The sequence below is a fragment of the Variovorax sp. 10N432 genome, assembly GCF_056394465.1.
In genome coordinates this window covers 93,218-105,812 of record NZ_JBFTHX010000015.1, presented here as the reverse complement: position 1 = coordinate 105,812, position 12,595 = coordinate 93,218, and the positions used below count along the sequence as shown (strand labels likewise).

Here is a 12,595-nt window from a genome sequence, read left to right as displayed (position 1 = left end):
GAGGCGCGATGCCAGTTTACAGCATGACCGGCTATGCCAGCGGCCAGAACGGCCCCACAGGCAGCCACTCCGACGCCGAAGCCAGGCCCCAGCCCACGGGTCGCCTCGGGGTCGAGATCCGCTCGGTCAACAGCCGATTCCTCGACCTCACCTTCAAGCTTCCCGAGGAGCTGCGCCAGCACGAACCGGCGCTGCGCGAGTTGCTCACGGGCCAGCTCAAGCGCGGCAAGGTCGAGTTGCGGGTGGCCTTCGAGAACACCGCCAGCGCCGGCGTCGCCGATCCGTCGACCAAGCTGCTGCAGCGCCTGAACGGGGTCCAGGACAACATCAAGTCCTGGCTGCCGAGCGCCCGCGACCTCAGCGTGGCCGACGTGCTGCGGCTGGCGGCCGGCGATTCGGCGTCGCGCGGCGACCTGGGGCCGGACCTCACCGAACTGACCGAAAAGACCCTGAAGGCCCTGCTGGCGGCGCGCGAACGCGAAGGCGCCCGGCTGGCCAAGATGCTGCTGGACCACCTGGGCCAGCTGCGCAAGCTGGCGGCCCAGGCCCTGCCGCTGGTGCCGAAGCTGGTCGAGCAGCAGCGCACCCGCTTTCTCGAACGCTGGCAAGAGGCGATGGGCCTGGCCGCCGGCGCCACCGCGCCCGAGGCGGCGCAGGACCGGGCCCTGTCGGAAGCCACCGCTTTCGCGATCCGCATCGACGTCGCCGAAGAGCTGACCCGGCTGGATTCGCACCTGGACGAGATCGAGCGGCTGGTGAAAAAAGGCGGCGAGATCGGCAAGCGGCTCGATTTCCTGATCCAGGAGCTGCATCGCGAGGCCAACACCCTGGGCTCGAAGTCGGCCATGCTGGAGATGACCCGGATCGGGGTCGACATGAAGGTGCTGGTGGAGCAGATGCGGGAGCAGGTGCAGAACATCGAGTGAGGGCGGGCGTCACAAACGCCCGGCGTCCAACGTCTGAGACGCAATGACCGACCCCACTACCACCTTCAACCGCCTCCGCCCCCGCCTGCAGGGCATCGCCTACCGCATGCTCGGCTCCGTGGCCGAGGCCGAGGACGTGGTGCAGGACGCCTGGCTGCGCTGGCACGAAGCGGACCAGACCGGCATCGACAACGCCGAGGCCTGGCTGGTGACCATCACCACGCGGATCGCGATCGACCGGCTGCGGGCGGCCAAGGTGCAGCGCGCCCACTACGTCGGCTACTGGCTGCCCGAGCCGGTGCTGACCGATGCGCCTTCGACGCCCGAGCAGACCAAGGAGCTGTCGGACGACGTCTCGGTCGCCTTCCTGTTCATGCTCGAACGGCTGGCGCCCGAGGCGCGCGCCGCCTTCCTGCTGCGCGAGGTGTTCGATGCCGACTACGACGAAGTGGCCAAGGCCGTCGGTAAGAGCGAGGCCGCCTGCCGCCAGATCGTGCACCGCGCCAAGACGCAGCTGCGCGAGGAGCGGCCGCGCTTCACGGTCTCGCGCGATGCCCACCACCAGCTGATGCGCGGCTTCGCCGAGGCGCTGTCGCGCGGCGACTTCGCGGCCATGAACGGCATGCTGGCCGAGAACGCCGAGCTGATCGGCGACGGCGGCGGCATCGTGCCGAGCTTCGGCAAGCCGCTGCTGGGCGGCCAGCGCATCGCGCAGCTCTTCTATGCCGCCCACCTGCGCTTCGGCAGCGGCGTGCGGGTGGAGCTCGCGATGATCAACGGCGAATGGGCGCTGCTGCGCTTCATCGACGGGGTGCTCGAATCCGCGCAGTCGTACGAGACCGACGGCGAGCGCATCACGCGCATCCACGTGCAGCGCAACCCCGAGAAACTGGCACGGCTGGCGGCGGCTTTCCAGGGGCATTGAGGCGGGGTCTGTCACAAACCGGCGAGCTGGCGCGTCTTGTGGGCATGGATGCAAAAGATCCGTCCATGCAGCGACTTCTCGCAAACGGATGCCTCAGCCGTTCTGGGGCCCTCAGGAAGTGACCATGACCCAACGCATCAACGCCATGCAGCAATCGCCCGAGCTGTTCAAGAAGTTCGTCGAATTCAGCATGCTCGAGAAGAGCAGCGCCATCGAGCAGAAGACCCTGGACCTGGTGCACATCCGCGCCTCGCAGATCAACGGCTGCGGCTTCTGCCTCGACATGCACGTGAAGGAAGCCAAGCTGCACGGCGAGCGCGAACTGCGCCTCTACCACCTGCCGATCTGGCGCGAATCGACCCTGTTCAGCCCGCGCGAACGCGCCGCCCTGGCCTGGACCGAGATCCTGACCCGCCTGCCCGAGCACGGCGTGCCGGGCGACGTCTACGACCGCGTACGCACGCAACTGTCTGAAAAGGAACTCTCCGACCTCACCTTCTCCGTGATGGCGATCAATGCCTGGAACCGGCTCAATGTCGGCTTCACGACCGTGCCGGGCTCGGCCGACAAGGCCTACGGCCTCGACAAGGCAGGATTGGAATGACCATGAAGATCGTCGTCATCGGCGGCTCCGGCCTGATCGGAAGCAAGCTCGTCGCCAAGCTTCGCCAGCGCGGCCATGAGGTGCTCGCGGCCTCGCCGGCCTCGGGCGTCAACACGATCACGGGCGAAGGCCTGGCCGAAGCGCTCGCCGGCGCTCAAGTGGTGGTCGACGTCGCGAACTCGCCTTCTTTCGAGGACAAGGCGGTGTTGGAATTCTTCGAGACCGCGGGCCGCAACCTGCTGGCCGCGGAGGCCAGGGCAGGCGTGAAGCACCATGTCGCGCTGTCGGTGGTCGGCACCGACCGGCTGGCCGAAAGCGGCTACTTCCGCGGCAAGATCGCGCAGGAGAAGCTGATCCGCGAGGGCTCGATCCCCTACACGATCGTCCACTCGACGCAGTTCTTCGAATTCCTCGGCGGCATCGCGCAGTCGGGCGCCGACGGACAGACCGTGAAGCTGTCACCGGCCTTCGTGCAGCCGATCGCCTCCGACGACGTGGCGGCGGCAATGGCCGAGTACACGCTGGGCGCACCCCTCAACGGCGTGGTCGAGATCGCCGGGCCGGAGCGCGTGCGAATGCCCGAGCTGCTGCAGCGCTACCTCGCCGCGACGAAAGACCTGCGCCAGGTCGTGGCCGATCCGCAGGCGCGCTACTTCGGCGCCCGGCTCGAAGACGACACGCTGGTGCCGAGCGGCAAGAACCCGTGGCTGGGATCGATCGGCTTCGAAGCCTGGTTCGCCAAGTCCGCCGCTTCGAAGTAGCCCGGCTCAGGGGGTGCGCAGGCCCAGCCCCCCGACCCGCTCGACCCGCTTGCGCACCGCGCCCTGCATCACCTCGGGCGCCGCCACCAGCGTGAACCAGTGGCGGGCCCGCGTGATGCCGGTGTAGACCAGCTCGCGCGTCAGCACCGGGCTGGCCCGCTCGGGCAGCAGCAGCGCGGCATGCGCGAACTCGGAGCCCTGCGACTTGTGGACCGTCATCGCGAACACGGTCTCGACCGCGCGCAGCCGGCTCGGCAGCACCCAGCGGATGCCGCCCTGGCCGTCGCCGGCCGCGAAGGCCACGCGCAGGGTCCAGCGCGGGCGCTGCTCGCCGGGCAACCAGGCCGGCATCGCCAAGGTGACGCCGACGTCGCCGTTCATCAGGCCCAGCCCGTGGTCGTTGCGGGTGACCAGCACCGGGCGGCCCGGGTACCAGCCGCCATGGTCGGCTTCGAGCAGGCCCTCGGCGCGCAGCAGGCCGGCGATGCGCTGGTTCAGCCCCGCGACGCCCTGCGGGCCGCTGCGCAGGGCGCACAGCAGCTGGAACTGGCCATAGGCCGCGAGCACCTCGCGCGCCCAGGCGTCGAAGTCGGCCTGCGGGGCATCGATGCCGGGCTTGCCCTGGCTCATCCGCGTCAGGTAGTGGCGGTAGCCGGCCGGCGGCGGCACGGCCTTGCCGCCCTCGACGCGCCCCGCTCCCTGGCCCGCGAAGCCCTCGGGCGCGCCATCGACCACCAGCCGGCGCAGCGCCGCGTCGTCCAGGCTGCGCTGCTGCGACAGGTCGGCATAGCCGCGATCGAAGACGCGCCGCACCGCACCGGCGTCGCCCGCATTCACCGCCTCGGCCAGCTTGCCGATGCCGCTGGCGGCGCTGAAGCGATGGCTGATGCGCAGCTTGACCACCGCCTGGTCGAGCGGGCTGCCGGCGGCATCGCACAGCTCGGGCTCCAGCAGTTCGCCGGTGACGGCCCCGAGCCAGGCGGCGGTGTCGGCGCTGTAGTGGCCCGCGTCGGCGCGCTGGCAGAGGTCGCCCAGCACCGCGCCGGCCTCGACCGAAGCCAGCTGGTCCTTGTCGCCGAGCAGGATCAGCGGCGCATGCGGCGGCAGTGCGGCGAAGACGGCGGCCATCATCTCGAGGTCGAGCATCGAGGCTTCGTCGATCACCAGCAGGTCGAGCGCCAGCGGGTTGCGCGCGTCGTGGCGGAAGTGCCGCGTGTCGGGGCGGCTGCCGAGCAGCCGGTGCACGGTCGTGACCTCGGTCGGAATCGCCGCGCGCACCGCCGCCGGATCGGCCAGCCCGTCGAGCGGCAGGCGCGCGACCGCGCCGGCGATCGATTCGTTGAGCCGCGCCGCCGCCTTGCCCGTGGGCGCAGCCAGCCGGATGCGCAGCCGACGGCGCTCTCCGCCGGTCAGCGCCAGGTGCTGCAGCACCGCCAGCAGCCGCACCACGGTGGTGGTCTTGCCGGTGCCCGGGCCGCCGGTGACGATGCCGAAGTGCTGGCGCGCGGCCAGCGCGCAGGCGATCTTCTGCCAGTCGGCCGCGGCGCCGTCGCGGTGCGGGAACAGGACGTCGAGCGCCGCTGCCAATGCGGCGCGCGTCTCGGGCGCGGCCGCCGCGGTGGGCCGGGCCACCCGCTCGCCGATCGCGGCCCGCACGGACTGCTCGTACTGCCAATAGCGGCGCAGGTACAGCCGGCTGCCGATGCGCACCAGCGGCGTGGCGCCGGGGCCGTCGCCGACCAGCGCCGGATGCGTCAAGGCCCTGGTCCAACGCGCCAGCGTCACGCCGGCCAGCAAGGCCGAGGGAGCGGTGATGGGCGCGGCATCTTCCGCCGCGCGCGCCGCGCCTTCGGGCGGCATCGACAGCGCCAGGCCCGCATCGGCCAGCGCCGCCTGCAGGTCCAGGCAGGCATGGCCGCGGCCGAGCTGATGGCTGGCCAGCGCGGCGCCGAGGACCAGCAGCGGGTCGGCCTCGGGCGCCTTCTGCGCCAGGAAGGCGGCGAAGCTGCGGTCGAGCGCGCGCAGCCAGCCTTCGGCGACCCAGCGGTCGAGGTCGGCGAGCAGGGGCGCATGGCGCGCGGGCGGCGCGCCGAGGAAGACGTCGGTGGACACCACGGTCGGGGCTTTCATGACGGCTGCTCCGCCGCAGCGAGCGCCGCGCCGCTGAACAAGACATCGAGCGCGTCGATCAGCGCTTTCGGCGGCCGCTCGCAGTGCAGCCCCTGGCCCGGCGCCGCGTGGCCGCGCAGGAACAGGTAGACCGCGCCGCCGACGTGGCGCTCGTAGTCGTAGTCGGCGAGCCGCGAACGCAGCAGCCGGTGCAGCGCGAAGACGTAGAGCACGTACTGCAGCTCGTAGCGGTGCTGCAGCACGGCGTCGCGCAGGGCGGCGGGTGTGTAGTCGGCATCGCGCGGGCCCAGCCAGTTCGACTTGTAGTCGGCCACGTAGTAGCGGCCCCCGTGCTCGAACACCAGGTCGATGAAACCCTTGAGCATCCCGTTGAGCTGCTGCGGCAGCAGCGCTGCGCGCGGCGCACCATCCAGCGTGTGGCGGCAGACCAGGGCGTCGAGCGCGCGCAGATCGACCTGCCGGACGCCGAACCAGAACTCCATCTCGATCTGGACCCGGCCCAGCGCCGCCGGCGCGACCGCGCCGGCCCCGGGAAGCCACGCGCCGAGGTCCAGCGGCGCAGCCAGCCAGCCCAGCAGCCAGTCGCGCAAGGTCTCGGTCCAGGTGCTCCAGCCGCTCAGGTTGCAGCGGCGGGCGATCAGGTCGGCCAGGTCGGCCTGTGCCGCCGCATCGGACTGCATGCGGCCGAAGCCCTGGCGGCCCACCCATTCGAGCAGGCCATGCAGGAAGCTGCCCGGGCCGGCGCCGCGCGGGAAGTCGTGCAGGCTGCCGGTGCTGGGCGCCGGGGTGCCGAAATCGTCGTCGGGCGCGATGGCGTCGCCGCGGCTGTCGGCGTAGATGTCCTCGGCGGCGCTGGCCGGCGTCGGCGGCAGCGCCAGCCGGGTCGCGGGCTCGCCGAGGGCCAGCGCGGCCTCGTCGTCGAGCAGGTCGCCGGCCCGGCTCAGGGCCGAATAGCTGGCCACCCACCAGCGCTCGCGCGGACCCGACGGCAGAGCCGGCTCGGGTGCCAGCCGCAGCGCGTCGGCGACCGGGCTGTAGCGCGCATCGTCGGCCTCCGGGGCGGCTTCGACCGCGATGGCCGCGGACGTCTTCGCCCAGTCGCGCAGCGCATCGGCCAGCGCCGATGCCGCGAGCGGCGCCCCGCCGCCCAGCAGGTAGCCGAGCGCGCTGCGTTCGACGCCGGCCAGCGGCGCCACGCCGACCCAGGTGGCATGGCGGGCCCGTGTCAGCGCCACGTAGAGCTTGCGCAGGTCTTCGCCCAGGCGCTCATGGTCGACCCGGGCCAGAGAGTCGGCGTCGGCCTGCAGCGCCACCACCAGGCGGCCCTGCGCGTCGTGCCACTTGAGCGGCAGGTCGTCGGCCTTGGCGGCGCGGAAGGCAGTGCCGAAAGGCAGGAAGACCAGCGGGTATTCAAGCCCCTTGGATTTGTGCACGGTGACGACCTTGACCAGGTCGGCGTCGCTTTCGAGACGCAGCTTGCGGGCCTCGTTCTCGCTCGCGCTGTCCTCGCGCTGCTCGGCCAGCCAGCGGATCAGCGCGTGCTCGCCGTCGAGCTGCGCGCTGGCCTGCTGCAGCAGTTCGGCCAGGTGCAGCAGGTCGGTCAGCATGCGCTCGTCGCCCGCCGCCAGCAGCCGCTGCGGCACGCCGAAGTCGTTCAGCAGGTGGCGCAGCATCGGCAGCACGCCCTGGCGCCGCCAGGTCTGCTGGTAGCGGCGGAACTGGAGCACCCGGGCTTCCCATTGCAGCTCGTCGTGGTTGAGCCGGTCGAGCTCGGGCCAGCTGAGCGCCAGCGCCGCGCTGCCGAGCGCGGCGCGCAGCGGCCGGTCGTCGTCGGGCTCGGCGCAGGCGGCCAGCCAGCGCTGCAGTTCCGCGGCCACCGGACTCTGGAACACCGAGTCCTTGTCGGACAGGTAGACGCTGCGCACGCCGCGCGTGGCCAGTGCCTGGCGCACCGCGCTCGCTTCGCGGCCGCTGTTGACCAGCACCGCGATGTCGCCGGGCTGCACCGGGCGCAGCGCCTCGCCTACCTTGGCGAAGCCGGTGCGGCCCGCCAGGCCGCCGGCGAGCAGCCGCACGATCTCGGTGGCACAGGCGGCGGCCAGCAGGCGCTGGGCCTCGCCGTTGCCGGGCGGGGGATCGCCATCGAGCGTCCAGCAGGTCAGCGCCGGGGCGGGCTCGCCGGCGACGGTCCAGCGCTCGCTGCGGCCCCGGGCCTGGACCGGGAGGAAGGGCAGCGGATTCTCGCCATCGGCGCGAAACAGGAAGGCGCCCTGCCCCGTCTCGCGCGCCTCGGCCTGCAGGAAGACCTGGTTGACGGCCTCGACCATCGCCGGCGTCGAGCGGAAATTGGTGCCGAGCGTGGCGTGCCGGTCCAGGGTGTCGCGCCGCGCCGCCAGGTAGGTGTGGATGTCGGCGCCGCGGAAGGCGTAGATCGCCTGCTTGGGGTCGCCGATCAGCACCACGGCTGTGTCCTGCGCGTTGGCCGCGATGCCGTAGACGGCGTCGAAGATGCGGTACTGGAGCGGATCGGTGTCCTGAAACTCGTCGATCAGCGCGACCGGGAACTGGCGCCGGATCAGGGCCGCGAGACGCTCGCCGTTGGGGCCCTGCAGGGCGGCGTCGAGCCGGGTCAGCAGTTCGTCGAAGCCCATCTGCGCGCGCCGGGCCTGCTCGGCGGCGAGCCGGTCGGCCGACCAGCGGGCCGCATGGCGCAACAGGTCCTGGCGGCCGTCGGGCAAGGCCCTGACGGCGTCCTGCAGGCCGGCCAACGCGTGCAGCGCCGGATGGCGCAGCAGCGCGGCGTCGCCGCTCCAGCCATCGCCCAGTCCGCCCGGCGTGAGGCGCTCCCACGCGGTCCTGGTCAACGACGGCAGCAGCGCATCACCCTCGGCCCAGTCGCGCAGCTTCTGCATCCATTCCTTGCGCTTGGGCAGCTTGCATTGCCTGGCCGCGACCGCGGCCTCGAGCCCGGCCAGCAAGCCGGCGGCCCACCCGTCGTCGCCGGCCCAGGGCGCCTTGAGCACCGACAGCTCGCGACCGGTGTGGGTGCGCGCGCGCTCCAGCGCCATGGCAGGCGGCAAGCCCTCGCCCAGCACCTCGCTCAGGCCGACCAGCTTCTCGACCGCCTTCAGCAAGGCGTCGGGCGTGGCCCACCAGCCATGCACCTGCTGGGCGTCGGCGGGCGCCAGCGGCGTGAAGAAGGTGCGCCAGTAGTCGCGCATGACCTCGGCCTGCAGCTCGCGCTGGTCGGTCTCGAGCGTCTGTGTGAACAGGCTGCCGCTGTCGAAGGCGTGCTCCCGCAGCATGCGGTTGCACCAGCCGTGGATGGTCGAGACCGCGGCCTCGTCCATCCACTCGGCGGCCAGCCGCAGGGTGCGGGCGCAGGCCAGCCATTGCGCTGGCGGATAGCCGGCGCGCAGGTCGTGCAGCAGGTCCTGGCCCGGTGGCTGCGGCGGCACCGTCGCGGGATCCGCCAGGAAGGCCTCGGCCGCCTCGGCCAGGCGGGCCCGGATGCGGTCGCGCAGCTCCTTGGTGGCGGCCTCGGTGAAGGTGACGACCAGGATCTCGGGCGGCGCGAGCGGCCGCGTGAAGGCGGCCTCGCCGCCATGCCCCAGCACCAGCCGCAGGTACAGCGCGGCGATCGTGAAGGTCTTGCCGGTGCCGGCACTGGCCTCGATCAGCCGGCTGCCGCGCAGCGGAAAACGCAGGGGGTCCAGCAAGGAAGGCAAGGTCATTCGGCCTCCTTCGCCGGCGCCCGGCCGACCGCATCGCCCATCGGCTTGAGCAGCGCCAGCGCCCAGCGGGCGAACTCGCCGCCGGCCCACAAGGATTCGAAATCGCGGAACGCGCGGGCCAGATAGGCGTTGCCGTCGCACTCGCCGAACTTGCCGTAGGCCGGGTCGCTGTCTTCATAGCAGGCGCGCGCGGCTTCGCGCGGCGCGCCGGCGCCGATGTCGGCCTGCGTGCCGCCCTTGCCCAGCCAGGCCAGGGCGCTGCGCAGCGCCAGCGGCAACGGCCGGTCCAGGCCCTGCTGCCAGGCGTCGAGCAGCACCGCCCACCAGGCCCGCGCCTGCGACTCGGACAGCGGATGCAGCGTCACGCTGCCGGCCTTGCTGACGATGCGGCTCGTGATCGATCCGCCCTCCAGGTGCGCCGCCACGTGTGCGATCCAGAACGGCACCAGCTTGTCGAGCCTGTAGCTTCGGTCCTTGACCAGGCTGCCGCTGTCCAGCAGCAGGCGGCACCGCTCGCCATTCGCGTTCGCGCGCAGGCCGCCGAGCCAGTCCGCGAGGCGCAGCGGCTCGGGCAGGCCCTCGGGCAGGAAGTCCAGCGCGGCGTCGGGCAGGGGCTCGGGCCATTCGGCCAGCGCCTGCTCGTATTCTGCGAACATCTTTTGCATCGGCTCGGCCAGCCGCTCCTGCACCAGGGCGGCGAAGTGGCCGGCCGGCAGGTCGCCGCGGCGCGCCATCCGGGCGAGCTGCTTGCCCAGCGCCTCTTCGCGCGAGCCGCCGGCCTCGATGGCCGCCCGCTGCGCCTGGATCAGCTCGTTCTGCAGCTGCCAGTTTTCGAGGGCGTCGATGGCGAAGGGCTCCTCGTCCTCGCCGACCGGATCGTCGGCCTCGAAGTGGATGCCCAGCCGCTGGCGGAAGAAGCTCTTCACCGGGTCCTTGAGGAAGTCGGCCAGAAGGCGCAGCGTGAGCGGGCCGTCGAAGCGCCAGGGCGGCAGTGCGTCGGCATCGGCTTGCACCGTTGCCCGGGGCGCCAGGCCGGCCCGCCATTCACGCGCATGGCTGAACAGGCGCGCATCACCGCCGAGCGTGAAGTAGGCCGGATGGAAAGGCTGCAGGCGGTGCTCCACGGTCAGCGCATGCAGCAGCCGCTGGCCAGCCTCGGGCACCGGCGCTTCCTCGTCGCCCGCGAGCCGCCAGCCGGCCGCGAGATGGTCGCGCAGCTGGGCCACCAGCACCGAGGGCGGCCGCTCCGAGTGGTCGAGGATGCTGCGGCCGACCCAGCTGATGTGCAGCTGCTCGCGCGCCGACAGCAGGGCCTCGAGGAACAGGTAGCGGTCGTCCTCGCGCCGCGAGCGGTCGCCGGGCCGCCAGTCATGGCCCATCAGGTCGAAATCCATCGGCACGCGGCTGCGTGGATAGTCGCCGTCGTTCATGCCCAGCAGGGCCACCACGCGGAACGGGATCGCGCGCATCGGCATCAGGGTCGCGAAGGTCACGGCGCCGGCGAAGAAGGGCTGGTTGAGCGTCGGCTGGTCGATCTGCGCCAGCCAGTGCTCGCGGACCACCGACAGCGGAACCGGCTCGGCCATGGCCGCATTGGCGCAGGCGTCGAGCCATTGCTGGAGCGATATCTCGAGCCGCTTCAGCGTGAAGCCGTCGCTGTCCTCGTCGGCGGCGAAGAAGTCGGCCAGCAAGGCCCGCAGCCGGACGCCCCACTCGGCGGGCGCGGCCGGCGTGGCCAGCGTGCGCCAATGCGATTCGAGCGCGGCCAGCAGCTGCACCAGCGGGCCGAGCAGCGCGGCGTCGAGCCCGCCCACTTCATCGAGCGGCTCGACCTCTTCCCAGGCCTCGCCGGTGCCCACCGCGTAGCCCAGCAGCATCCGCTGCAGGCCGAAGTCCCAGCTGTTCTGGGCCAGCGCCCCGGGCAGGTCGAGCTGGCGGCGCTGCTCGGCATGCAGCCCCCAGCGGATGTTGGCGGCCGAGATCCAGCGGTGCAGGAGCGGCAGCTGGTTCTCGTCGATGCCGAAACGGGCCCGCAGGGCCGGCACTTCGAGCCAGTCGAGCAGGTCGCTCACCGCGATGCGCGATTGCGGCAGGGCCAGCAGCTTCTCGAGCGCCCCCAGCAGCGGGTCGTGATGGCGCTGGCCCTGGTCGGCCAGCGTGTAGGGCAGGTGGCGCGGATCGTCGGCGCCGAGCAGGCCGAAGACGGCCTGGATGTGCGGCGCATAGGCCGCCACGTCGGGCACCATCACGATCACGTCGCGCGGCCGCAGCGTCGTGTCGGCGGCGAAGGCCGACAGCAGCTGGTCGTGCAGCACCTCGACCTCGCGCTGCGGACCGTGCGTGACGTGGAAGCGGATCGACCGGTCGGCCCGCGCGTCGAGTGCCGGCCATCTGCCGCGGGTCTCGGCCAGCGGACGCAGGTCGCGGATGTCGTCCTGCAGCTGGCGCAGCAGCGTGTCCTGCGGGTTGGGGTCGAAGCAGTCGATGCGCTGGCCGATGGCATCGAAGTGCTGCGCATAGGACTCCTGCGCATCGTGGGCGTCGAGCAGGCGGATGAAGTCGCGGCCCTGCTTGCCCCAGGCGGCCAGCAGCGGCTGCGCGTGCAGGTGCAGGTTCTCTTCGGCGATCACGCCCTCGCCGCCCGGACGCCGGCGCTGCCGCAGGCGCTCGGCGCGCAGCAGGTCCTTGTCGGCCACGATGTGCGACCAGTCGTGCTCGCAGGGGTTGTGCACGCACATCAGCACCTGCATCCAGCGCGCCAGCGCGCCCAGCACCTCGAGCGACTGCTGCGGCAGCGACGAGACGCCGAACACCACCAGCCGGCGCGGCAGCCCGGCCGGGCGCTCGCCCTGCCAGCCTGCCGCCGCGGCCATGAAGCGCTGGTGCACGGCGGCCCGGCCGTGGGCGGCGCCGGCCGGGCCGACGTCGTCCAGCAGCGCCCGCCACAGGCGCGGCTGCCAGCGCAGTTCGTCGGCCACCGGCTGCTCGCCCGAACGGCTGGCGACGATCCGGTCGTGGCCCTCGGCCCAGCCGGCCAGCCAGTCGGCGCGGTAGACCTGGTACTGGTCGAACAGGTCCGCCAGGCGCTCGGCCAGCTGGTGGCGCTTGCGGAGGTCGGCGTCGTCGGCCAGGAAGCGGCGCAGCGGCGCGAACACCTCCTCTTCGAGCAGCGAGGGCAGCAGGCGCATCAACCGCCACACCAGCAGGGCCTTGTCGAAGGGCGAGGCCGCAGGCACGGCCTGCGTGCCGAGCACCGCCCGGTAGGCCTGCCAGATGAAGGTGGCCGGCAGTTCGGTCTGCAGCGCGGCGGCGATGCCGATGCCGCCCTGGGCCGGATCGCGCGCCAGCGACAGCCTGAGCCACTGCGCCACGCCGTTGCTCTGCACCAGCACCCACTCGTCCTCCAGCGGCGCCAGCGGATGGCGCGCCATCCAGGCGAGCATCAGGTCGCGCAGCGCTTCCGGATGGTTGCTGTGCACGGCCATGAAGCCGGGAGAGAGAGCGGTGTCGGTCAT

At 72.3% G+C, this 12,595-nt stretch carries 7 protein-coding genes; 4 read left to right on the top strand and 3 right to left on the bottom strand.

Features of this window, described 5'->3' with window-relative positions; all coding sequences use genetic code 11:
* The first annotated feature begins 8 nt into the window (after positions 1-8).
* The 4 genes from AC1DF3_RS18870 to AC1DF3_RS18855 all read left to right on the top strand — a co-directional run bounded on the left by AC1DF3_RS18870 (position 9) and on the right by AC1DF3_RS18855 (position 3,216).
* Positions 9-926, top strand: coding sequence for a YicC/YloC family endoribonuclease (locus AC1DF3_RS18870; RefSeq protein ID WP_286534674.1), 918 nt, complete (start codon positions 9-11; stop codon positions 924-926).
* Positions 927-969: 43 nt separating this feature from the next.
* Positions 970-1,851 (top strand): RNA polymerase sigma-70 factor, encoded by an 882-nt coding sequence (locus AC1DF3_RS18865; protein WP_478140447.1) that lies wholly within the window; start codon positions 970-972, stop codon positions 1,849-1,851.
* Between the two features lie 124 nt (positions 1,852-1,975).
* A complete protein-coding gene (locus AC1DF3_RS18860) occupies positions 1,976-2,455 on the top strand; it encodes a carboxymuconolactone decarboxylase family protein (RefSeq protein ID WP_286534681.1) in 480 nt (159 codons plus the stop codon).
* Positions 2,456-2,457: 2 nt separating this feature from the next.
* On the top strand, positions 2,458-3,216 hold the full coding sequence (locus tag AC1DF3_RS18855) for an SDR family oxidoreductase (RefSeq protein WP_478140446.1): 759 nt from the start codon (positions 2,458-2,460) through the stop codon (positions 3,214-3,216).
* A 6-nt stretch (positions 3,217-3,222) separates the two neighbouring features.
* Here the strand turns inward: AC1DF3_RS18855 and recD are convergent, their stop codons facing one another.
* The 3 genes from recD to recC are packed head-to-tail and all read right to left on the bottom strand — an operon-like array spanning position 3,223 to position 12,595.
* Complete coding sequence (recD, locus tag AC1DF3_RS18850) at positions 3,223-5,346, bottom strand: exodeoxyribonuclease V subunit alpha (RefSeq protein WP_478140445.1); 2,124 nt, start codon at positions 5,344-5,346, stop codon at positions 3,223-3,225.
* On the bottom strand, positions 5,343-9,080 hold the full coding sequence (recB, locus tag AC1DF3_RS18845) for an exodeoxyribonuclease V subunit beta (protein WP_478140444.1): 3,738 nt from the start codon (positions 9,078-9,080) through the stop codon (positions 5,343-5,345). The genes recD and recB overlap by 4 nt, the downstream gene beginning before the upstream one ends.
* The gene (gene recC, locus AC1DF3_RS18840; protein ID WP_478140443.1) at positions 9,077-12,595 is read right to left on the bottom strand and encodes an exodeoxyribonuclease V subunit gamma; all 3,519 of its coding nucleotides are present in this window, start codon (positions 12,593-12,595) and stop codon (positions 9,077-9,079) included. Before recC ends, recB begins: the two co-directional genes overlap by 4 nt.

Coding starts and splice junctions, on each gene's coding strand:
- recB (WP_478140444.1), bottom strand. CDS start 9,080: ATGACCTTGCCTTCCTTGCTGGACCCCCTGCGTTTTCCGCTGCGCGGC.
- AC1DF3_RS18860 (WP_286534681.1), top strand. CDS start 1,976: ATGACCCAACGCATCAACGCCATGCAGCAATCGCCCGAGCTGTTCAAG.
- recD (WP_478140445.1), bottom strand. CDS start 5,346: ATGAAAGCCCCGACCGTGGTGTCCACCGACGTCTTCCTCGGCGCGCCG.
- AC1DF3_RS18855 (WP_478140446.1), top strand. CDS start 2,458: ATGAAGATCGTCGTCATCGGCGGCTCCGGCCTGATCGGAAGCAAGCTC.
- AC1DF3_RS18865 (WP_478140447.1), top strand. CDS start 970: ATGACCGACCCCACTACCACCTTCAACCGCCTCCGCCCCCGCCTGCAG.
- recC (WP_478140443.1), bottom strand. CDS start 12,595: ATGACCGACACCGCTCTCTCTCCCGGCTTCATGGCCGTGCACAGCAAC.
- AC1DF3_RS18870 (WP_286534674.1), top strand. CDS start 9: ATGCCAGTTTACAGCATGACCGGCTATGCCAGCGGCCAGAACGGCCCC.